Here is a 22,770-nt window from a genome sequence, read left to right as displayed (position 1 = left end):
GCCCGCGACACAGGTCCTCCTCAACCTGGGTATCGTGTCCCCTCCATTTACTAGGGGGGAGGGACTGATGCCAGCGGAGCGAGTGACCATGCGAAAAATCAAAGACCTATTGCGACTCAAATGGGCTTGCGGGCTCAGCAACCGACAAGTCGCGGCCAGTTGTGGGGTGGCGCGCAGCACGGTGGCGGAAACGCTCTATCGCGCCACGGCGGCTGGGCTGTCCTGGCCGTTGCCGGAAGAGCTGGATGACGCGCAGCTGGAAACCCGGCTGTATCCGGCGGCCCCCTCGCCGACCAGCCCGCCGCGGGCCATGCCGGACTGGGCCACGGTGCATCAGGAATTGACGCGCAAGGGCGTGACCCTGGCGCTGCTGTGGCAGGAATACAAAGCGCAGCACCCCGACGGCTATCAGTACAGCCGCTTTTGTGATCTCTACGGGGCCTGGCGCGCCACCCTGGATCGGTGTCTGCGGCAGGAGCATCGGGCGGGCGAGAAACTCTTCGTCGATTATGCCGGCCAGACCGTGCCGGTCCAGGATCGGCAGACCGGGACGATTCGACAGGCCCAGATCTTTGTCGCGGTTCTTGGTGCATCGAGCTACACCTATGCCGAGGCGACCTGGACCCAAACGCTCCCCGATTGGACCGGCTCGCATGTCCGGGCCTTCGCCTTCTTGGGCGGTGTGCCGGAAATCCTCGTGCCCGATAATTTACGCAGCGGCGTCACCAAGGCCTGCCGGTATGAACCGGAGCTGAACCCCACCTACGCCGATCTGGCCCGGCACTACGGCGTCGCGGTAATCCCGGCGCGGGTGCGCAAACCGCGGGACAAGGCCAAGGTCGAAGCGGGCGTGCTGCTCGTCGAACGCTGGATCCTGGCCTGCCTGCGGCATCACCCCTTCTTCAGTCTGGCGGAGCTCAATACGGCCATCGCCGCCTGTTTGGACCGGCTGAATCGCCGGCCCTTCAAAAAGCTCCCTGGCTGTCGGCAGTCCCAGTTCGAGGCCGTGGATCGGCCGGCCTTGCAGCCGCTGCCGACCGAGCCCTACGTCTATGCCGAGTGGCGGATCGCCCGAGTGAATATCGATTCGCATCTTGAGGTCGAGGGCCACTACTACAGCGTCCCCTCCGCCTTGGTCCATCAGGCCCTGGATGTCCGGCTCACGGCGGCCACCATCGAGTGTTTCTACAAGGGGCAGCGGGTGGCCAGCCATATGCGGAGTGCCGAGCGCGGCCGCCACACCACGGTCACCGCGCATCTCCCCTCGGCGCACCAACGCTATCTGGCGTGGTCGCCCTCCCGGCTGATCCAGTGGGCGGAGACCGTCGGGCCCGCGACCGGCACCGTCGTGGCCGAACTCCTGGCGCGGCGGCCGCATCCCGAACAAGGCTATCGCTCCTGTCTGGGGATTCTCCGCCTGGAGCGGACGTACAGCGCAGCGCGGTTGGAGGCCGCCTGTCGGCGGGCGCAGGTGCTGGAGGCGTTCACCTATAAGAGCGTGCAGTCCATTTTACAGACCGGCCTCGACCAGCAGCCGCTCCCCGAGCCGGTTCCGACGGTCCCACTCCCGCATGCGCACGACCATCTGCGCGGCACCACCTATTATCAACAGGAAGGAGGGTTCTGATGTTACGTCATCCCACACTCACGGCGCTGGAGGCGATGAAGCTCACCGGCATGGCCACCGCTTTGGCGGAACAACTGGAGATGCCTGAGGTGCAGCGGCTCAGCTTCGAGGAACGACTGGGGCTGCTCGTCGATCGCGAGTGCACGGTCCGGGACAATCACCGGTTGGCGCGGCGGCTGGCCCAGGCCCGGTTCCCCGGCAGTGCCACCTTGGAAGATCTCGATTATCGCCATCCGCGGGGGCTGGAGAAAAGCGTCATCGCGTCCCTGGCTACGGGGCAGTGGATTCGTCAGCATGACAATGTGTTGATTGTGGGGCCCACCGGCGCGGGCAAGACGTATCTGGCCTGTGCGTTGGCCCAGATGGCTTGCCGGCTGGGCTGCTCCGCCTTGTATTTGCGACTGCCGCGGTTCTTCCGGGAGCTGGCGGTGGCCAAAGGCGATGGCCGCTATGGGCGCCTGCTCCGGAGTCTCGCGAAGACGGACCTCGTGGTCCTCGATGATTGGGGGCTGGCTCCCTTAACTGACGAACAGCGCCGCGATCTGTTGGAACTCCTTGATGATCGCCACGGGCGGCGGGCCACCCTCGTGGCCAGTCAACTCCCGATCGATCACTGGCATACGGCGATCGGGGAGCCGACGCTGGCCGATGCCATTCTTGACCGGCTCGTGCACAACGCCTATAAGATCACGCTCAAAGGAGAATCGATGCGCAAACGGCTGGCAAAATCGGACGGAAGTCGGCCACTGAAGACAGACCACTGAGGCCCTGCGTCGCGGGGCTCCGAGGGGTGGCCGGATTCGCTCGGAATCGGTGGCCGGATTCAGCGGAATACACAGCTTGCGCGTCGATCATCATAGTTTTGGTTTTGGCACGCGATGCTCTACCACTTTTTGGCGGTTGAGGGCACTCACTCTCCGCATACGAGGGCGGCAATCCTGTTGTCAGGAAGAAGACCTCATCGACGAACATCTGTTGTGTGCGTGGCGGCAGTTTTGGCAAAGCAATATCGAGCCAATCTTGCATGGCCTCGTCAGTGAGTTTCTTAATGCCACTAAACTTTTGCACTGCTTGGCGATACCCCTGCATCATACCCATCGTCATGCGATCCTCCGTTCGTTTCTAGTCTTCTGGCATATGAGAGGTGACGATTCGATTGAGTGTGGCACGAGTCGCGGGAAGGCGGTGTAAATTAGGTTGAATGAGGTGTCGGTATCCAGATTGTCTGATGAGCTTGTTTATTGAGATGCGGTGATGTCCTGACAGAGCTGGAAGTAAGGGTTGTCTTTCAAGAACATGGACAAGAAACTGATCTCTTTCTATCCAGTCGACTCTCGTGTGTGATCCAGCCAGACGAGGGATTCTCGGCCGACGAGGTTGAGCGATGAGCCAGGCATGATCATGTCGAAAAAGCCAGTGGTAGAGTCGGCGCTCTTCTCTTAATTCGGATCCTGAAAGGGGGGTCAGGTGACACAAAGTTATCCAGCTCTCTCGTGCTAAGGCAAGTGACGCTCCTGCGGGCCGTTCCGGGCGTCCGCGCCAGGTGCGTTTGCGACCCGGTGTGGCGGCCCGTCCATGCTCTCTTCTCCATACGGGGAGTTTGAGCCGGGCAGCATGCAATGACAGATTCTTTTCTGCGATTCCAACCTCTTGAGAAATGAACTGCAGCGTAAGTTCTGCTGTTGACCAGAGGCGCTTGAACTTGCCATCCCATAAGGCCCCATATTGGGCTACACGGGTATAGCTATACTGAGCGAGCGGTCCCCAGTCTGGTCCGACTCGTACATACTGAAATCCACAGTCACACGAAAATGTTGCCACGGGACGTGCGCCATCCTTTTGCACATCGATCGAGCACTTCGTGACCACCGGAGTCCGGTAATGTGGGGCAATGGGATTAAGGCACGGCCATGGGCCAATACCGAAAGCTTCAGGTTCGGGTGGCATGTGAAAGAAATCTTCCGCTGTCGTTCCAAGTAATTGGATCATGAGCAAATGGTACAGGGGGGGCAATCCTCCCCGCGGCTTGCGCAGGAGGCTAAGAAGGCCTCTTCCTGAGGTTAGGCGCCCAGAGGTGCCTTCGTTTCGAGATAGCATTGCCATGGGGATTGTCTGATGGATGCGCGCGAGGAGTTTACCAATCGAAACCTTTCCTCGATAACTGCTGAGTCCTTGTTCTCTGAGTAGAAAGCGATAACGCTTCCACAGCGCTGAGTGATCGACAGAAAGAGAGGGTTGCTGGAGAAGCCATTCAGCATCATGGACCAGCTGGAGAAGGAGGCTTCTGCCTGGTTCGTGAGCAGAAAGTGAACGACTCTCTGCGGTAGGTACTGTGTCTTGGGCAAGCGAGAACGTATGCCACGCGCCGAGACTCCGGGTTGGCGCAGACGTTGACTCAAGCCAGACCTCATGCCTTGCACACACTTCAATGCCAGGAACTTGATGCAGACGGTGCCAATAGCACTCGCCATACATGGTTCGCTCCTCCATGGCACATTCCGGGCAGAACCGTAGAAATTCCGGTACTGTCACACTATCTCGTCTGGGGTTGAGAGGGGGCCGCCGGCACTTCGCTAAGCCTTTTTCAATCACCTTCAGAAGATTACGGGCCTGTTGTGGCTGCAGAAAAGGGGCATAGATGGGAAACAGGGTGTGATTGTTTACAAGGTCGACCTGGGAAAGTGCTAAGCACGGCTTCAACTTCGCTGCGAAATGTTCGATCCCATAGCCATAATCTGTAGAGACAGCGGTGCTTGGGGATCCAAATAGGTCCTCCATGAGTGACTGGATGGAGGGATGCCGCATACGCGTACGGTATCGAGCTATCCAGCTATAGAGTGTCTCGTCCGAATACGGGACTGGCCACGGCGCAATCATCCAAAGACTCCTGCTTGATAGCGGCAACGCGAATGGCAAGGGCTTTCACTTCTGCGAGGATGGCGTCCAACGACATGTGGTGCGCACAGTCATGCCTTCGGGGTGTTTCCGCTGGCTGTCGTGTAAAGAGATGGTCTGGGAAAAACCCCTGGTTGTTCTCTGGAGGGGGGCCTGGATGTTCTGGCATCACACCAATCTCCTTGAACGACAGCCAGGCGACCTTTAAAGGTGTGTCTGGGCCGTAGGCGGCTAACATATCGAGCAGCCCGCAATATGGATTGTCGCTGCGAATGCCACCTGGCCCGATCCACGTGACCTTCTTAAAATACTCTTTGAGGTGCTTCGGTGTGGACCATGGCAGACGCAACTGTTGTTCAGCAAGCCGCGCGGTATAGAGCTTGAGCTGCTCTAGCGGCATCACATCGCTGCCGTGTGTATGCAGCAGCTCATCGGCGAGGAGAGCCAGTTCATGACACCTCACATCCTTAGGTTTGTGTTTATCGACTAGCGTGAGCGCGACCTCTTGAACCGCTTGCTCTGCCGAACGAGGGGCAAGCTGGCTATAACTTTTCCCAAAATTCACAATGGTACTGGTGGCAAGAAACGCCTGATGTGTGGCGCATGTTTGCACGCCCGGGATCTGATGAGCACGATGCCAGTACGTTTCTCCATACATCTTGCGATCCTCTTGGACGCACGCCCAGCAGTATTTGAGGTACGCGCTGGCGACAAAATGGCCAGTGAGCCAGGCAAACAATCCGTCGCACGGCAACGAAGCGCCCTCATACACGAACGTCCGGAAGTGCGTCAACATGTCGGCATCGACGAAATGCCGGTAGAAATTTAGCAGTGTGTGCTCGGAGATAAGCCGGCGGATCGTCAGCGGGTGCCATGGCGGCAACTCTCGACCGAAGGTACTTAGGTTGCGAGGCAGATCCCATCGCACCGGACCGCTCGATGTCCCCAAAAGAGTTTTAAAGCACACCACCGAAGGCTGGCGAAGCCTCTCTGCAAAGCGGCAACAGATGCTATACAGCAACTCTTCTGGATAGCCGTGAGGTAGGCAATGGTTCATCTTCTGCTCCACCATTTAAAGAGATGCAAAGCCAAGATCTTGCACCTGAAGGCCTGTATGCAGGGAGATCCCCGCTTTTTCACACTCTTGAGCTATCTGGCGTAACGTCGGTTCTGCGGGTGACGAGTCAGAATCTGTACCGGTATTCACCCGTTCGGCGGTCGCTGCGGGCACCTCGGCTGGGACGACGGTAGAGTCCTGTGATAAGGATTCATTGCTATGGGACCCCTTAGGCTTAGATCGGCCTGGTGTTGCTAGTGTCTGTTCTGCGTGATCCGATCCAGTAGTGGACGCGATTGTTGGTTCAGTTGGAACCGAAGCGTTAACGGGCTTTTCTGTATTGAAAAGAGACATGTCAGGTGGATAGACGTCTCCTAACTTCGTGAGATCCTCAAGTGTCACGTTGCCGCGTAAGGCATCAAGGACATGGCGAGAGCTCCGAAGGCTATCGTGTGCGACCGAACGGATGAGAGCCGACGTGATGCGTTCACGCCCCGTAGTAATGGCACGCCACTGGGCTAACATGAAGACTTTGATCGCGAAATCGGTGATGCCTTGGCATTCGTCAAACAAGACATCCATCAGCTCTGAGGTTATGGGCGTGTTATGACGGGTATATTGGAATTGCCACATGCTTTCGATCAGGTTCGCCCAATCCTCAGTGTTGCGATCCATGCGCTCCCACATAAAGTCGCCCTGCCCCGAGCCTCGCCGGATTTGTCGGAACTGCCGGGTCAGTAAGGGCCAAGAGGCAAAGGTCCCACCATAGATGATCGGAACACCGATGGTGTTGACCAAATGCACAAGGGCATTCAATAGCGCTTCTGACCCGCCGCTTGTGGCGGCATTGGCATTCTGCACCTCTTCGACGACGAGAACGCCCAGATTGTGATTACTCACAATCATTGCCATGACGGGCATCAACATATCGGCTGTGGTCATCCGTCGCACGTGGGTCTTGCGATAGGTAGTGCCAAGAATGTCGTCGACGGTCGTGATGAAGTTGAGGCATAGCGCCCGCAATGAACCGTCTGGAGGACAATCCATGTGTACCCAGACTAGCTGTTGAAAGGGAAATGGGTGCTTTTCATATTCCCTGTGAAGGATGACTTGCGGGTACGTGGCGAAGATCCGTTCTAGCGTGGTCGTCTTTCCCATTCCGCTCATGCCAATCATGGCAAAGCCCAAGGCCGTTGTTCTCTGCTCCACGGTGGGGGTCCGCATGCGGATGAGCGTTTCCAACTCGTCGATTTTGTTGTTAGCTTCACCGTAGTATCCCGGCTTGAACGGGTTGCGATAGGGCAGACTTCCTCGGATCACACGCGAAAGCCGTTGCTCTAGGTCGATGTGGATCGGAAGTGGCTCGAACCACTCGAGCATGTCGGCTTGGATCATGTGTAAACGATCTTCGGCACGAGCGGACCGATTCTTGGGATTATAGGCGGGCATTTTCGCGAGCGCGGTGATCGTGTCTTCTCGGGAGAAAATGCGTGGTAGGGCACGGATGGTCGGAATGTTGTACATCGGGATGTCCAAGAGGTCTTGGTAGTGAGCCATTTCCCACCGACCACGGCGGATAATCATAGGGGGGTGGATGGATTCTTCCATTGGGCGGCCCTCCTTTCTCGCATTTGGCGCAGCAGGTCATAGGGTTTGTCCGGAGGCACATACTCGTCCTGGCTGTCCGGCGGCGGAGGTCCTGGCTCTGCCTGCGGCGCCGGCAAATACTTGGCAACGTGTTGTTGTTGCTCATACTGTTGCTCGAGGCGCTTGTTGTGGCCGATGGCTTTTAACTGAGCCGATTTGCTGATCGATGGTACGTGGCTATCTCGGGCCTGGACCGCCGCTTCCACAATGGCTTCTTGCTTCGAGACGAAGCTAGCTGTCCGTTGGGTTTTGGACTGTTTGGCAACTTTCCCTTCTATGGAGCGAATCTTGAAATAATCTTCGACATCATACAAGTCTTGTCCCTGCCACGAGGTTTCATTGACACGTTCCAGCAACTGACAAGGCTCGAGAGTCCGACCGTCGTTCAAGCAAACAAATAAGATTTTGGTACTGCGTGGGTGGTAGGCGACATCGACGGTCCATTCTCGAAGAGAGGCTTTGACACACCATTGCTGTGTCAGTGCCGTCGAACACATGTAATAGAGGCTCTTAAAGCGAATGCCCTGGCGTGTGACCCGAGCGGTGTCTCGTGGGAGGAGACAGGCACGGACTTGGTCAGGAACTGCCGCGCGAAGCGCGCTAGACCCTTCTTGGACCCCCCAATTCCACAATGCTGCCGGGTACGGTGTGATGTGATCCTCGATCATGGCTTGCGTCAAGGGATAGCGATCGAGATGGTGGTGCAGATTGTACTGTTGAATACACCAGACCAATAATTCCCTGAGCGATCGTGGGGTGAGGGCTCCATCGAGGCGATAGTCAGGATCACCTCGGTCCCGATCGGGATGCACATAGCCAGGAACCCAATTGATCCTGTCATGCACGGTCCTGAAATAGCGTTCTACAAGTCCCTTCCAATCCGGTCGCAGTGGGGCGGCTTGATGGACGGGCACGCCGAGTTGCACCAGGCTTTCCGCGTTGTATCCAAGAAATTCTCCGTTGTCGGCAAGGATGGATTCAGGTAGGCCTTCACAGGGCCAATCATTGGGGGAAATGGTAATGCCAAGCCCCTGACAGAATTCCACCTTGTTACAGAAGGCATTTTCGAGCGCCTGCATCGCACCCATCCAGCTGGGTCCCTCCATGAGTACGGCGAATCCGGCGATCATACGGCTAAAGACGTCTACCACCAGATATATGACTGGCCGGCCGATCACGCGTTGGGGATCCAGCTGACTTCGCAGATAGATATCGCCGACCGTGGCATCGATCTGATAGAGGCTACCGGGGCCGATGACGAGACGATTGGGATTTCCTATGAGGGCGCGGTGTTGAAGATTGACACGATGACGGCCAACCTTGTTAAGAAGCTTTTTGGTTTCATCCAGGAATTCGGTCTGGTAGACGTATCTGGCCTGCTCGATCGTGGGAAGGACCGACCACAGTTGAGGAACCCATACGCCATTCTGTAACAGCATTTCCTGCACAAAATGTTTCCGCTTGATATCCTCAAAAGCGCTCGTAAACGTTCGACCATCTTTGTAGAACTCTTTGATCCCTTTGATGAGGCGCGCTCGGATGTCCGCATCCACATTAATGCCCCAGTCTGAGGACCGATTGGTCAACCAGGCATCAGACGGCCGCCCTCGCTTTTTGTCAGGAGAACAGGATTTCCGTTTGCCTTTCCCGCCGCGCAGGTGCCAATCAGGCAGAAAGCAGTTCTTCACACATCCGCCTTGCCAATAGCGGCGCAGGTATTTATAGATCTCTTTCTTCTTCCACTTATGGTCTTTCATAATCCGTGTGACGAAGGCACCGCGTTTCTGTCTACACAGCAGCGCTTCGAAGTGAATCTCTAAGAGGGGGCCAAGCACGGCGTGAATTCGGTCACGGGACGCTCGTTCATTCTCAGAAAGAGAAGACTCGTCTCGATGCAGGTAGGCGAATGGGTCGTCCGTGGTGATCTCAGCGCGTTGATAGGCTAGATCTTCGCAGAGGTCTTTCATGCTGCATGATTGCGGCATCCCTTTCTTGATCCCCAGCGAGATCGTGATGACAGAGTGTTTATCCGGTGATATCCAGAGGACACGCTTGATATCGACATAGAGGTCATGATTGTTCGGGTCTCTCCAAGCGATCAAGGATAACCGCAGTATGTCCATCGCGTCTCCTATGCCATCCGAAATGCTAAGGGTGCTCGAGGCCCTAGGGGCTGATGCATATCGAGAGGCCACGTGGCATTCGCTAATAGGTGCCGCGCCACCTGCATGGCGCTGCCTGGTTTCTGCGATCCAATGTGATCGCAGGGAGTGCACAGCTTAGAGAGGATTGTATGATGCGCGACTTCGGCGCGCAGATGTTGAGATACATACGCGATGAAATCATCGGGAAGATGCTGAAGCGCGCTCCGTTCGCGGTAGGGATGCAGAAAGCGATAGTTATGCAGCATCGCTGGTGTCAGATCTCTATCCGTAAAGAGGCGCCATGGAATGCCCCGGCGACGCCAGTACCGTCGTTCAATTTCGAGCTTATCGAGACTCCGCCCCTGCAAGTCGGAGACGTATTTGACGCTCCACGCTTCCCAGTGCCGCCCCATGCCTTTTTCTAGAGTGACAAATTGGTCTGTTGTGACGACAATACGACAGTCCGTTTTGGGAGCGGTCGGGTGTTTGATCCCAAGCTGATCCGCGATGTCAAAGCACTCTTCCCTGGGGAAGAGGGGGAATTGCTCTCTGATATCTAATACCGAAGGGCGAAACTCGTTATGATAAAAGAGGATGAGCTCAAGGAGGCTGAGAAGATGGTGGATACGGTGAACCTTCGTACCCCAAATGCGCGTGCGGAGCGAGGGGCCACGCACATCGAAGATCGTGTACCAAGGAAAATAGAGACCTCCTTCTCCTTGGCCACGGCCATTTTGAATCCAGCGTTGGATGAGTGCTTCGGTGACTTTTGGGATGGGTCCCGCCACAAAGCCCCTCGTACCCTGTTCAGTGCCCCCAGAAGTGTACACTAAAAGTATACACTTGAGTCAAGAAAAAACTATCACTCTGGCAGACAAACGAGTTCCTCTTCAGGGTCGACAATGGACTGAAGAGATGATCTGCTGGGCCTGGTTACTATCAAGACCTCGCCTCCACTATCAAAATGCAGAATACATGCTTCGTTCGTTTTGAGCGGAATCTCTGCTTGAATAGCCGCTAGGGCGCTTAACAGCTCAGGCCTCGAGGCCTTACGTTGCCGCATTTGTCTTAGCAGGGACCCGTATGCGGCGTGAGAGGAGAGGTGACGTGACAACAATTCGACATGCCATCCTCGCGCTAGCCATTCAATTTCGGCGGGGCTGACTGCTAAAACGTGGGCTAATGCCTTTAGGACCTTCGGACGGGGCGCAGGTTTTGCTCCGTTTTCAATTGCGCTCAAATAGGTGGCAGAAAGGCCGCGTCCTCTGAGAAGAGTCGAAACCTCGCGCGCTAACTCACGTAGGCCGAGGGTTCGTTCTTCACGAAGCCGACGAAGGTGTCTCCCAAAGCGTAGCTGACGTTCGCGATCTTTCATGAGAAATATGAATTCAGTCGATGAGTTAATGAAAAGCAACCCATGTGCAATGCGAAGGCTGTTATAGCATCGTTTCTGGAGCAAGCAAGGGGGAACTAGCCAACAGAAGAGATTGGGAAAGACGGCAGGTAAACCGGCTGGTCAAAAAGTTTCCGTATTTATTTTAAGTTCCCATAATTATTCTTGGTTCCCTTAATTGTTTTTTTAAAACAGTTCTCGCTCTGTTCACTATCGTTCCTGCCGCGCCTTGTTGGTCAAGGTCTCCGGCATTAGAGTGAGATCGTTATGTCCAAGCTCGCCGTTATCGATATCGGCTCCAATTCGATCCACATGGTCCTGGCGGACATCCAGCCGGATGGGAGCTATCAGATCGTCGACCGGTACAAGGATATGTGTCGGTTGGGAGATGGGGCGTTCGCCGACCGCAGTCTGTCGGAGCGGGCGATGGTTCGGGGTTTGGAGGTCATCCGCACCCTCGTCACGCTCGCGCGCAACAAGGGATTCGATCGAATCGAGGCGGTGGCCACCAGCGCGGTGCGGGAGGCGCGCAACGGAGGCGTGTTCATCGGGGCGGTGGCGGAACAGACCGGCTTGCACGTCCGCGTCATCAGCGGTCTCGAAGAAGCTCGTCTCATCTTCCTGGGAGTCCGGCATGGGATCGCGCTCACCGACGAGCCGGTGCTGGTCGTCGATATCGGCGGCGGCTCGGTGGAACTGATGGTGGGCACCAGGCAGTCGCTGTTGTACGCCAAGAGTTTGAAGCTGGGCGCCATCCGCGTTGTGGAGGAATATCTGCCGAAGACGCCGCCGTCCGACGCCATGCGGCAGCGCCTGGAAGGGGAGGTCACGCGCCAGCTCAAGGCGGCGTTGGAGCCGTGCAAGGTGAAGCGGTTCGCCGCCGTGATCGCCACCTCCGGGATGGCGGGGAATCTGGCGGAAGTCATTCATTTGCAGCGGACCGGCCGGCCGCTGCTGCAACAGAATCTGGCCACGGTCACTCAGAAGGAGCTCAGTGAGCTCGAACAGCTGCTGGCGCGCTCGTCGACGAGGGCGCGGCTGGCGATTCCGGGGCTCGATCCCAAACGGGTGGATACCTTGTTCCCGGCCGTGATGGTCCTGCGCCGCCTGCTGGAGCTGGTGCAAGCCGACGAGCTCACGGTCTGCGACAAAGCCATCCGCGAAGGGGTCATCTTCGACTTCATTGCCAAACATCAGGACAAGATCCAGGCCGAGCGCGACATCCCCGACGTGCGGCGGCGGAGCGTGTTGGCGCTGGTGCGGCGCTGCCATGCGCCCGAAGTCCACTCGCTCCACGTCGCCAGCCTGGCGCTCCGCCTCTTCGACCAAACCAAGCGGCTCCACGGTCTGGGAGACGCGGAGCGTGCCTGGTTGGAATATGCCGCCATGCTGCACGACGTGGGCTACCTCATCAACGTCCGGCAGCACCACAAACACAGCTATTACGTGATCAAACACAGCGACCTGACCGGCTTTACCGCCGAGGAGATCGAGCTCATCGCGAACATCGCCCGGTATCACCGCCGCGCGTTGCCCGCGAGCAAGCACGCGCCGTATGACAGTCTCACGCCGAGACATCGGCGCACGATCCGGATTCTCTCGGCCCTGCTGCGGGTGGCCGATGCCCTGGACCGGACCCATTTCTCGATCGTGCAGACCTTGAACGTCCGGCTCGGCCCGACGATCACGATCGTGTTGTTCGTGTCGGGCGATGCGGAATTGGAGACGTGGGCGGCCAAAGGCCGGGCGGATCTCTTGGAGCAGGTGTTCCGCCGGCCGGTCGTGTATCGGGTCGCCGCTCAAGAGGAGGCCACGGCATGACCGACCCTGCCTCCACGGTGTCGATGTCGATACCGCACCCGTATCCCGGCAAGCTGATCATCGTCGAAGGCATCGACGGGTCCGGCAAGAGCACGCAACTGTTGCTGTTGCACAAGTGGCTGGAGTCGCAAGGGCATAAGGTGTTCTTTACGGAATGGAATTCCTCCCGGCTCGTCAAAGACACGACCAAGCGGGGCAAGAAGGCCAAGACGCTGACGCCGACCACGTTCAGCCTGCTCCATGCGACCGATTTCGCCAGCCGTCTCTACCACGACATCATGCCGCCGCTGAAAGCGGGGATGCTGGTGCTGGCCGACCGCTACGCCTATACCGCCTTCGCGCGCGATGTCGTGCGCGGCGTGTCGCCCCGGTGGGTCCGCAAGCTCTATAACTTCTCGGTGCGGCCGGACATGGCCTTCTATTTCAAGGTGCCGATCGACGTGGCGATCTCGCGGTTGCTGGGCGGCACGCGCGGGCAATTCAAATACTATGAAGCCGGCATGGACATGAGCCTGAGCCAGGATCTCACGGAAAGTTTTCGAATCTTCCAGTCGCGCATTCTCAGCCAGTACGACAAAATCGTCGAGGAGTACGGGTTGATCACCATGGATGCGACGAAGGATATCGAAACGCAGCAGAATGAAATGCGCGCGCTGGTTGCGGAGGCGCTGAAGGATTACAAACCCAAGCGGGGAACCCATGGTCGACGCACGGTATTTTGGCGACGGTTTGACCTACCTAAATCCGAGTGACCTCAAAGGCAAGCTGATCGCGATCGAAGGGACGGACGGGGTCGGCCGATCCACGCACATCGAGCTGCTCCAAGAATGGCTGGAGGTGCAAGGCTACGGCGTCGTCACCACCGGCTGGACGCGCTCCAACCTCATGTCGAAGACCATCGAAGTGGCGAAGGCCGGGAACATCCTCGACCGGTGGTCGCTGAGCCTGCTCTATGCCACGGACTTCGCGGACCGGCTGGAACACCAAATCATCCCGGCCCTCCGCTCGGGATTCATCGTGCTGGCGGATCGGTACATCTATACGGCCTTCGCGCGAGACTTCGTGCGGAGTGGAGACCGCCAATGGATCCGGGACGTCTTCGGCTTTGCCCTCGTGCCGGATCTCGTCTGTTATCTCCGCATCGACGTGGATACGCTGACCTTGCGGGTGATCGAGACCGCGGGCATGAACTACTGGGAATCGGGCATGGACCTGCGCTTGGGCGCCGACTTGTACGACAGTTTCAAGAAGTACCAGTCCCTGCTGATCAAAGAGTTCGACCAGATGGCGGAGGAATTTCATTTTGAAGTGATCGACGCCAGGAAACCGCCGGAAGAGATCCAGGAAGAGCTTCGGGCCCGCATTCACCCCCTGTTGAAGAACCACCGCCTCGCGCCGGCTCACGTGTCCGGCCGTCCGGCGCCGGCACCTTAATAGCCCCCTTCGAAGCGAGGCATCCCCGTAACTACGCCGCCGGCAGTACTTTCAGCCCCGCTTCCGCGAACTTCTGCTCGATGGCGAAGCGCAGCTCGCTCGCCACTTCGCTGGGATCGACGTCGGGCCGGATCTCCAACCAGTAATTCAACGTGAAGATGCGGGCTTGCGCGCCGAATTCGTCGAGGAGCACTTGCGGGTGCGGCTGCTTCAAGACCAGCGGATGCTGAAGGGCAAGATTGGCCAGGAGGTCCATGACCTGTTGCGAGGAGGCGCCGTACGGAGCGCCGAGGCGGAGAGAAAACCGGCTGATGCGGCTGGAATAGGTCCAATTGGTGAGATGGCGTTCGAGGAAGGCGCTGTTCGGGATCAAGGTCTCCATGCCTTTGGCGTCTCTCACCGTCGAGGAGCGCAGACCGATGGACGTCACGCGGCCGCGGACATTGTCGACTTCGATCAAGTCTCCGACACGCAGCGGCCGTTCGATCAGCACGAGGATGCCGCTGATGACGTTCTTCAACAGCGTTTGGGCGCCGAACCCGACGCCGATGGCGAAGGCGCCGCCGAAGAACGCGAAGATGGTCAACGGGATCTTGACCCACATGAAGCTGACCACGATCAGGATCGTCACGAGAAACGCCTGGCTCCACTGGCGGATGAGGTTCGCCACCTCCGGGGCCATGCCGAGGCGCGTGACGGCCAGCCGGCCGATGAGCCGGGCCAGATAGAGGCAGACGGCGTAGCCGATCACCAAGATGCCGAGCGCGGTCACAATCTTGCCCACCGTCACGCTGCGGCGGCCGGTGATCTTCTTGCCCTCGACTTCGATCGTGTCCTCCGCCGAAAAGACCTCGTAGCTCCACAGGTCCTGGATCAGGCCGGCCGCGCGGGCGAGCCAATCGTCGAAATGGGCCGAGAGCGGCAGCTCTTTTTGCTGTTCCTTGAATTCGGTTCGCCAGCGCTCCATGAACCGGGCCGCTTCGTCCACCCGGCGCAGCGCGCGCGTATAGGCGTCTTCCCGTGCATGGAACGCTTGGACCAGCTGCTGAAGCGGCTCCCGCTGCCGGGGCCTCGACGCCAGGCGCAGGCGGTTCTCGAGCTCGCTGATCTGTTCGGCGACGATCCCGGCTTGCTGGCGCAGGTAGTCCCGGGCCGCGCGGAAATTGCCGAAGAGCGGCGTGAACCGATGGTAGGCGTCGCGGGCCTGTCCCGGCTCGGCCGTGTGGGTGATGACGAAGCGGCTCTCCCACAGCTGGCGCTCACCTTCCACGACGTCGATCAGTTGCTGCAACAGATCGCCCTGCAGGACGAGATTGTCCATGTGGGCTCGGGCCAACTCCACGGCCGCTTTCGCCCGGGCCATGGCCGGCGTCTCCGCAGCCGGCGTCTTCCGGGTGGGACGCTTGGACCGGAGACTTTCGAAGCGCCGCTCGGCTTCCTGCACCGCCGTCGATTGCCGGCGCCGCTCGGCGAGTGTCTGTTCCAGCTCTTCTTCCAGCCGCTGCCGTTCCTGCGCGAGGCGGGCGCGGACGTTGTCCAGGTCGGCTTCACTGAAGACCACGTGCGGCGCGACGGCCTCGAGCCGGCGCTGCTCGTACGCGAGGCGGGCCTTGGTGTCCGCCAGTTCTTCCTCCACGCGCGTGTTCGACAGCTGCGCCGCTCCCACCGCCACGGAGGCGGCCTGTACGCGGAGCGCGGCCAGGTCGCGCAGCCAGCGCTCGCGCCCGGCCTGCGCCGGATCCTTCACGGCTTCCAGTCGTTCCGCCGCCTGCCGCAGCCGCTCCTCGGCCGCCGCGAGCGCCTCGCGCGCCCGCTCGAAGCGCAGCGTCAACAACTCGAGCTGCGACTGGAGTCCCTCCATCGTCAGGCGGAGGGAATAGGCGGCGTCCCACAATTGATCCGCGAGGAACACGGTATAGGGCGGCGGCTCGGGAAAGCCCTTCCACTCGTTGCTGGTCCGCACGATGTCGGCATGGCGCTGGCGCGCTTCGGCCAGCCGCTGCAGATCGCCCAGTTGCTGGTCGTACCCGCGCACGATTTGTTCGAGCAGCGCCCGCCGCTCTTGCAGCTCTTCCTGGGTGGCCTCCGGCGCCGCCTTGGCCGGCGCGCCGACGGCGTTCAATGCGGCCTGTGCCTGTTCGCGTTTCTCGCGCCACTCGGCGGCCTGTTTCTCCGCGTCGGCAGGCGGAGGCTGATTCGATTGCGGGCCGGGAGGAGCGGCGACCGGCGGGGCTTGCGCGGGAAGGTTGAGGGAGTGCCCCAGCAGCAGACTGAGGACGAGGCTTGCGACTGTGCAGCGCCGGCAGAGTACCATCGAAAAACAGTTCTGACCCATGAGCAGCGATTCGCCTACTAGGGATTCATCTAGCCTGTGGACACACGTCAACCGCCGAGCACCGGACCGCGTTAGGAATAGCAGAGGAGGACCTGTCAGCCGGCTGCTCCGCGTGGTAGGCTGAGTCACCGGGCGGAGAGAAGTAAGGAGAAGTAAATGGAGATGGATCGTAGGCGGCGGATCGGCGTACTCGCGGGGAGCGCAATGCTGGCGGCTCTATGGCTGCTGACCGGACAAGCGCACGGCGCCGAGTCGGTGCCGTGGGAATGTTCCACTTACAGTCCGGAAGCGCAGACGCGCTGCATGCAGGCCATGATCGAGTCGCAGCGCGAGAAAATCGGTCAACTGGAAGGACGGATCCAATCTCAGCAATCGCAGATCGGCGAGTTGCGCAGTCAGCTCGACCGCGAGTCCCGCGCCGCGGCCGATCTGCAGCGGCAGCTCACGGACCGTCCGCCTTCCATCGCTCCGGCGCCCGTCCCTTATCCCTCTCCCTACCTCTATGCCGCTCCGCCGGGGATCGGGCTCGGCCTGTACTTCGGCAGACCCTGGATCTACGGCGGCCCCTACCTCTACGGTCCGCCCTATTGGGGGCCGCGATGGCACGGCCATTGGCGGCATCGTTGGTGACCTGTTTCTTCGACGACGCGGCGGCGCTCTGTTATGGACGAGGCAGGAGCGAACGCTGCGGCTCGGCGAGGACCCGCGGGGGACGCCGTTCAGACTGCCACGCTAGGACCGCCAACAACCGATTGACCATCCGCTTCAGCCCCGGTCGTAACAGGAGCGGTCCCGCTTTGTCCATCCAGCGTCCCAACAACCGCGCCGCTTGTTTTTGCATGCGCCGCCGCGCGAGCAGACGGGCAGGCATCGCGCCCACCGGCCTGCCGCCCTCTTCGAGATAGAGCCCGTACCAATCGACGAAGAGCAGGCAGTTCAGCCGTTGAAATCCGGACCGGTAGGCCCAGTGGTACTTCGAAAACCGCAAACCGAGATCCCACGGATCGACAATCAGCCAATGCCGGGCCACAAACCGCCGATGTCCCTCCATGACCGAATCGGCAATGTCGTTGTGATACTGCGGCACCGGGTAGCCGAGCGGCTCCGCATACTGCACCGCGAGATACTGTTCCACGGCCAAGCGGGTGCGGAAGCGCCGGTCCATGAAGGTCGAATGACGGGCGTGGGGCCGGCGCTCGTAGAACACGGCGTCCTGCTCCGCCATGAAGGGCGCGGACCAGTACCGTTGCAAGGCCGGCGTCGGGCCGAACTGAAACCAATCGCTGACATGATAAGGCATCTGCTCGAACATGAGCGGGTCGATGGTGAACAACGAGGGGGCGAGGATGCGGGGCCCCGCGCCGGCATCGAGAAAGCGGTTGGCGGTCGCCAGGAATCCGGCATGTTCCAGGGCGCAGTCCGTCCGGATCTTGACGGCATAGTCCGTCACGACTTCCTCTAAGCCGCGCCGCGTCGACAGCAGCTGGCGGTTCACGTTGTTCGATTCGCCGGCCCCGTCTCTGGCTTTGATGCCAGGCAATCCGCCGGGATCGCGCGACAGCACGACGCGATCGAACGGGACGCCGCTCAGGTCGGCGCCGGTCCAGGTGCTGAGCACGCAGCGACTGCGGGGGAATGCCCGGCGCGTCAAGCGGACCAATTCCGCCGTCCCTCCCGCGCCCGGAAGCACCGGCCCCTGAAAGACGAAGGTAATGTCCGAATCGGTGATCGTCATGAATCGATGCTAGCGCGTCAATCGGTGCGCGACACGCTTGATCAGGTGTTTGGCGTCCCGCAGCAGGCAGCCGACAGGATCCTGTTTGAATCGCTCCCGCGCCTTCGTGTGGTAGCGGTCCACGAGGCGGATCATGCTGGTGTCCGCGACGTTTTCGACGAGCGGCATGCCGGCCCGCTGGATCTGGTAGCACCATTCCGGATGCGGCTTCGGCTTGAGGCCGCGCCGCAGACAGAAATGCAGATAGAAGACGGTTTCGGGACTGGCCGGGACCTTGCGCGCCAGATACTCGCCGAAGGCCTTGGTGAGGCCGGACAGGCAGCTCAGGTCCGGCCGCGCGAACGCCAGGATCTGATCGTTGAAGGTCAGCTTGTCCCCGCCCTCGACGTAGTCGCCCGTGTCCACGTTCTTATAATAGAGGAGGCGGGCGTTGCCCATGTGCTTGCGCCCCCATTCGTCGAATCCTTCTCCGCTGGGGAGATGCACCGTGCCGGGCCGGACGCGCGGGCGGATGGGCGAGAAAAAGGCGATGTCGGGGCGCGTGACGATCACCGTGTCGTAGGAGACGCCCTGTTCCCGCTCGTAGTCTTCGAGCAGATGCACGACGCCTTCCATGTTGTAGACCATGGAAAAGAGCCGGGCCGGGTTCAAGCCGAAGATCCACTCGCGCCGGTCCACGACCGCGGCGTGGCGGGCGAACTCCTCCGGATCGACGTGATGAAAGCGAGCGCGCCGCATGGCGGGGCCGTAGACCGCTGCAAAGGCCTCATGGTCGACGCCGTGGACGGGGTCCACGCGGCCTTTGGGATTGTCTTTCAGATTGCCGAAGATATCGACCCGGCCGCTGAGCGATGGCGGCGCGATGTCCGACTGCGCCGGGCCGAAATAGAAGACGTCGGCATTGTTTGGCTCGACGACGTGCCGGTGAAACGACGCGGCCGTCTCGCGGAACGTGCGCAGCATCCCGTAGAGCAAGACGGCGACTTTCGGGGCTCGTTTCTCGCGCTCGAAGGGCATCGTCATGACCTCCTCACGGTTGCGGTGTGGATGCGCCGTCGCGGTCGGGTTTGACGGCGGCTCGGTCCGCCAGCCGCATGACGGCCTCGCGATTGAGCGGATCGGCTTCCGCCGACGCCAGGTCCTCCGGCGTGCCGAAGCTGATGAACCGGTCGACTTCATATCCCCGGACGCCGGCGCCGTCGGCGATCATCCGGTTGTAGAGCGGGCCCAGATAATATTCGCCGTTCACCGTCTCGCCCCGGCGGATCGCGTCTTCGATGAGCTCGAAGAGCTGGACCGACGATCGGAAATAGTAGGTGCCGGTGGACGCATAGGGCGAAATGGGGTCCTTCTCCGTCACCCGGCTCACGCGCCCCTCGGCGTCCATGGCGGCATAGCTCCATTTGTTCCCCGCGCCGCGGAAGAGCAGGAGCGCGCCGTCGGCGCCGGTGGGAAATTCGGCGAAGCTCCGCACGTCGAACGCGCTGTCGGCGTTGTGCACGAGGACGGGCAGATGAAACGCCAGATGGTGCTGGGCGTAGAGCACCGTCTCGGCCTGTCCGCGCGTCACCTCGTCGAGCTCCACGACGACGGGCCGGTAGGCGTGAAAGACCCGTTCGATGTCGCGGCGCAGCAGCGGGGCGTGCGCGTCGCGCCGGATCAGGCAAATCAGCGTTTCGGCCCGGTGCAAGGGGAGCGAGCGGACCGCGTGCCGATACATCGGCTCGCCGAAGGCCGGGATCAGCGGTTTCGGCAGCTCGTACCCGGCCCGGCTGAAGCGGGACCCGGCTCCGGCCATCGCGACGACGAGGTTCATCTTCCGTTCGGAGCCGCCCGCGCGGCGGAGCAGCTCGTCTTCGCCGAGCGTGAACCAGTTGCCCTGAAAGGCCATCGCCTTGTCGTCCACGTAGAGATCCGCGTGCGGTTTCCCGAACCACAGCTCGTCGTACTCGATGCCGTGCCGGCTCAGCCAGTCGATCAGCGTCTGGCCTTGGCGCGCGACGACCAGTCCGACGTTCGCGCCGCAGGTCTTCATGTGACGCGCCGTCGCGAGGATCACGTAGTGGCCCGCGGCGCGGAGCTTGCGGATCGATTCGGCGGCGTGCGGCAGCGGCCGGACGGCCGCGTAGTCGTCGTGCCGGCTCTTCAGCTCGCAGAGCGTGCCGTCCACATCAAGGCAGATTCTCACCGATCGCTTCCTTCAAGAGCATGAGCCCCCGGAGGTACAACGCCGCCTGGCGTTTGCCGTCGTCGCAATGAAACGGGAGCATGGTTAGAAAGAGCAGCGCCTCCAGGAGCTTCACGTCCGCCACGTCGTAGGCCGTGGTGCCCGCGAGTAACTCGAACAGCACCGACTCGGCGTCGCGGGCGGATCCGGAGCGCAGCAGCGTCAGCTCGTAGCCCCCGTCGTCCGTCGCCGTGAGCTGGTACATCTCATGGAGAATGAAGTCATAGCCGCCGTGGAACGAGTGGAGCAGCTTCGCCATGTCGTAGCGCGGGTCGCCGTCGCAGCCCTCTTCGAAGAACTCGCCGCGCGGGTCGATGAACTTGATCAGGCTCGTGCGCGGGTCGTACAAAATGTTGCCGCAGCACAGGTCGCCGTGGATCATCGTGGGCCGGCAGCGGGCCGCGATGCGGCGGAGGTGCCGCTGGAGGGCCGGCCGGCAGGCGTTCCATCCGGGGTAGGCTTCTCCGTTGATCCGCACGCGCTCGGCTTCCAGTAACGGGCCGATCGCCGCGAGCCTGGCGCGGTCCTGCAGCCGCTGCTCCGTCTTGCTCCAATAAAAGTCGTACACCCGATCCGCCTCCACGAGCGGCTGCTCGCGTGCCGCGAAGGCCTTATGGATGGAGAGGATCTTGACCAGGACCTGCTGCCAGACGGACTTCGGGACTTCATAAAACACGAGGTACTCGGAAAGCGTCTTATAGCCGTAGTACTCGATCGTGTAGGAGACCTCCTTGCCGAGCTGCGCCTCCAGCAGGCGCGGGAAATAGACCGTCAACTCTTTGGGCAGCCGGTTGTAGTAATTGATTTCTTGAAGGAGCTTGTCCCGGTTCCGCCCCCGTTTGGTAATCAAGCCGCGCATCTCGTCGATGTCGAGATGGTTGCATTCCCGCGTTCCCAGCACGTGCGTTCTGATTCTGGCGGACGTGTCCAAATGTCCCAGGTCGATCCAGGCTGAGACCGGTTGCAAGGTCACGCGCGGGCCGTAGAGCTGAAACAGCAGGCCGCCCACGGTGGAGGCGTTGACGCCGTGCTTGAGCGCGCGATGGGCGCCCCCCACCGAGGGCAGATAGTAGAGGCCGATGTCGGTATGGCTGGCGGCCGGCTCCGCGCGAGGGCCGCGTGCGGATTTGGTGCCGGCCCAGGCTTCTTCGAACAGATAGCCCTCCGGCGTCTCATGAATGGACGAGTACTTGTCGGAATCGATGTAGCCGGACGTGAAGACGATCGGTCGCTCGCCGGGCTCGAACCGGTCCAGATCGTAGTAAATGTCGCCGTGCGAGATCAGCGCGGGCCCGTCCACGGTCCCGCCGCTGGTCATCGCATCGAACGCGGCCTCCAGCGACTGCAACGGCGTCGCCCCGGGTCTGTTCGGCGCCCGGACGATCGAGAGCGCAATCCGGCCGCCGAAGGCCGAGCGCAGAAACGCTTCGACGCGCCGCTCGCCCTCCGGAATCACGACGAGCACCTCGCGGCCGCCCACGCGAAGAAAGTTCAGCACGGTGATGTAAATGAGCGGGCGTCCCATGTAGGGGAGCATCGCCGGCGAGGTCACGTCCATCAGAGTCACGAAGTCCTGCCGCACGTGGCCGCCGGCCAGCAAGACGAGCTGCAGCCGCTCGACCGTCCGGGCCGGCGTCGCCGGTTCCGCGGCGCCCGCGCCGGCCGTCCGTCCGACCGGTGATTGAACCGTCACCGTCTCCATGACTCTTCGCTCCTTTCCATCGGTTCACAGCCATGCGCCGGCCGTTGCTCCCAGGTATGCTGGATGCGCCCATGGTCCAAATGGACGATCCGGGTGCACATATCTTTCAACAGTGGCTCCGAGTGCGAGGCCAGGACGAGGATCTTGGAGCGGGCCAGAAAGCGCGCCAGCCGGTCCTGCGCCCGTTTCTGAAAATCGGCGTCGCCCACCGAGAGCCACTCGTCCATGAGCACGATGTCGGCGTCGACCGCCGTGGAAATGGCGAACCCCAAGCGCATGTGCATGCCGCTCGAATAGGTGCGCACCGGCATGGACAGGAACTCACCCAGCTCGGTGAACTCCGCCACGTCGTCGAGCAGCCGATCCGCTTCCCGCCGCGACAGGCCCAAGAGCACGCCGCGCATCCGGATGTTTTCGATGCCGCTGGCGTCGCCGTCCATGCCGAGATTCAAGTCGATCAGCGAGGCGATGCGGCCAGACACGTCCAGGCGGCCGGACACCGGCGGATAGACGCCGGCGATCGCGCGCAGCAGCGTCGTCTTGCCGGAGCCGTTGTGGCCCCACAAGCCCAACCGGTCCCCCGGCCCCAGGCGGAACGACACGTCATCCAGCGCCCGCACGACCGTCACATCCCCGCGCCGCCCGATGCGCCCGCCGGTGGCCGAATGGATCAACTGCTGCCGGAACGAGCGCTGCCCGACGCTGTACAGCGGAAACTCGACCACCATGCGATCGGCGTGAATCCAAGCCATG

Annotated in this window: 18 protein-coding genes; 6 read left to right on the top strand and 12 right to left on the bottom strand. The window is 60.8% G+C overall.

Features of this window, described 5'->3' with window-relative positions:
* Window positions 1-88 precede the first annotated feature (88 nt).
* Entirely contained in the window at window positions 89-1,627 is a 1,539-nt protein-coding gene (istA, locus tag NITMOv2_RS21480; protein ID WP_145976116.1) for an IS21 family transposase, read from the top strand.
* On the top strand, window positions 1,627-2,391 hold the full coding sequence (gene istB, locus NITMOv2_RS21475) for an IS21-like element helper ATPase IstB (RefSeq protein WP_053378012.1): 765 nt from the start codon (window positions 1,627-1,629) through the stop codon (window positions 2,389-2,391). Before istA ends, istB begins: the two co-directional genes overlap by 1 nt.
* Before the next feature lie 358 nt (window positions 2,392-2,749).
* Here istB and NITMOv2_RS25240 read toward each other — a convergent pair whose 3' ends face one another.
* The 6 genes from NITMOv2_RS25240 to NITMOv2_RS25235 form a co-directional block, all read right to left on the bottom strand.
* The gene (locus tag NITMOv2_RS25240) at window positions 2,750-4,432 is read right to left on the bottom strand and encodes a TnsD family Tn7-like transposition protein (RefSeq protein ID WP_420799905.1); all 1,683 of its coding nucleotides are present in this window, start codon (window positions 4,430-4,432) and stop codon (window positions 2,750-2,752) included.
* Between the two features lie 25 nt (window positions 4,433-4,457).
* Window positions 4,458-5,594 carry a TniQ family protein gene (locus NITMOv2_RS21465; protein WP_053378030.1) on the bottom strand — a complete coding sequence of 379 codons (1,137 nt, stop codon included), beginning with the start codon at window positions 5,592-5,594 and terminating at the stop codon, window positions 4,458-4,460.
* Window positions 5,595-7,187, bottom strand: coding sequence for an ATP-binding protein (locus tag NITMOv2_RS21460; protein ID WP_083447632.1), 1,593 nt, complete (start codon window positions 7,185-7,187; stop codon window positions 5,595-5,597).
* Complete coding sequence (locus tag NITMOv2_RS21455; protein ID WP_053378032.1) at window positions 7,160-9,349, bottom strand: Mu transposase C-terminal domain-containing protein; 2,190 nt, start codon at window positions 9,347-9,349, stop codon at window positions 7,160-7,162. The genes NITMOv2_RS21460 and NITMOv2_RS21455 overlap by 28 nt, the downstream gene beginning before the upstream one ends.
* A gap of 8 nt (window positions 9,350-9,357) precedes the next feature.
* Window positions 9,358-10,158, bottom strand: coding sequence for a TnsA endonuclease N-terminal domain-containing protein (locus tag NITMOv2_RS23125; protein ID WP_145976119.1), 801 nt, complete (start codon window positions 10,156-10,158; stop codon window positions 9,358-9,360).
* 74 nt (window positions 10,159-10,232) lie between these two features.
* Entirely contained in the window at window positions 10,233-10,745 is a 513-nt protein-coding gene (locus NITMOv2_RS25235; protein ID WP_083447634.1) for a helix-turn-helix domain-containing protein, read from the bottom strand.
* 285 nt (window positions 10,746-11,030) lie between these two features.
* On the opposite strand from NITMOv2_RS25235, the gene NITMOv2_RS21440 reads away from it, so the two are divergent.
* Genes NITMOv2_RS21440 through NITMOv2_RS21430 form a run of 3 tightly spaced genes read left to right on the top strand, consistent with a single transcriptional unit; the run spans window position 11,031 to window position 14,018 of the window.
* On the top strand, window positions 11,031-12,584 hold the full coding sequence (locus NITMOv2_RS21440) for a Ppx/GppA phosphatase family protein (RefSeq protein WP_053381794.1): 1,554 nt from the start codon (window positions 11,031-11,033) through the stop codon (window positions 12,582-12,584).
* Window positions 12,581-13,336: a dTMP kinase gene (locus NITMOv2_RS21435; RefSeq protein ID WP_202967286.1), complete on the top strand. Its 756-nt coding sequence runs from the start codon at window positions 12,581-12,583 to the stop codon at window positions 13,334-13,336. The genes NITMOv2_RS21440 and NITMOv2_RS21435 overlap by 4 nt, the downstream gene beginning before the upstream one ends.
* On the top strand, window positions 13,284-14,018 hold the full coding sequence (locus NITMOv2_RS21430; RefSeq protein ID WP_053381793.1) for a dTMP kinase: 735 nt from the start codon (window positions 13,284-13,286) through the stop codon (window positions 14,016-14,018). The genes NITMOv2_RS21435 and NITMOv2_RS21430 overlap by 53 nt, the downstream gene beginning before the upstream one ends.
* Window positions 14,019-14,049: 31 nt before the next feature.
* Here the strand turns inward: NITMOv2_RS21430 and NITMOv2_RS21425 are convergent, their stop codons facing one another.
* Window positions 14,050-16,353: a mechanosensitive ion channel domain-containing protein gene (locus tag NITMOv2_RS21425; protein ID WP_053381792.1), complete on the bottom strand. Its 2,304-nt coding sequence runs from the start codon at window positions 16,351-16,353 to the stop codon at window positions 14,050-14,052.
* A gap of 156 nt (window positions 16,354-16,509) precedes the next feature.
* On the opposite strand from NITMOv2_RS21425, the gene NITMOv2_RS21420 reads away from it, so the two are divergent.
* Window positions 16,510-16,983, top strand: coding sequence for a hypothetical protein (locus NITMOv2_RS21420; RefSeq protein ID WP_053381791.1), 474 nt, complete (start codon window positions 16,510-16,512; stop codon window positions 16,981-16,983).
* 31 nt (window positions 16,984-17,014) lie between these two features.
* Here NITMOv2_RS21420 and NITMOv2_RS21415 read toward each other — a convergent pair whose 3' ends face one another.
* Genes NITMOv2_RS21415 through NITMOv2_RS21395 form a run of 5 tightly spaced genes read right to left on the bottom strand, consistent with a single transcriptional unit; the run spans window position 17,015 to window position 22,769 of the window.
* Entirely contained in the window at window positions 17,015-18,088 is a 1,074-nt protein-coding gene (locus NITMOv2_RS21415) for a WavE lipopolysaccharide synthesis family protein (RefSeq protein WP_053381790.1), read from the bottom strand.
* Between the two features lie 9 nt (window positions 18,089-18,097).
* Complete coding sequence (locus tag NITMOv2_RS21410; RefSeq protein ID WP_053381789.1) at window positions 18,098-19,111, bottom strand: hypothetical protein; 1,014 nt, start codon at window positions 19,109-19,111, stop codon at window positions 18,098-18,100.
* A gap of 7 nt (window positions 19,112-19,118) precedes the next feature.
* A complete protein-coding gene (locus NITMOv2_RS24145; RefSeq protein WP_187299301.1) occupies window positions 19,119-20,276 on the bottom strand; it encodes a sugar phosphate nucleotidyltransferase in 1,158 nt (385 codons plus the stop codon).
* Complete coding sequence (locus tag NITMOv2_RS21400; protein WP_053381787.1) at window positions 20,260-22,017, bottom strand: phosphotransferase; 1,758 nt, start codon at window positions 22,015-22,017, stop codon at window positions 20,260-20,262. The genes NITMOv2_RS24145 and NITMOv2_RS21400 overlap by 17 nt, the downstream gene beginning before the upstream one ends.
* On the bottom strand, window positions 22,005-22,769 hold the full coding sequence (locus NITMOv2_RS21395; protein WP_053381786.1) for an ABC transporter ATP-binding protein: 765 nt from the start codon (window positions 22,767-22,769) through the stop codon (window positions 22,005-22,007). The genes NITMOv2_RS21400 and NITMOv2_RS21395 overlap by 13 nt, the downstream gene beginning before the upstream one ends.
* Window position 22,770 lies beyond the last annotated feature (1 nt).

Source organism: Nitrospira moscoviensis (genome assembly GCF_001273775.1).
GTDB lineage: Bacteria > Nitrospirota > Nitrospiria > Nitrospirales > Nitrospiraceae > Nitrospira_D > Nitrospira_D moscoviensis.
This window is presented reverse-complemented; position numbering and strand designations above follow the sequence as displayed.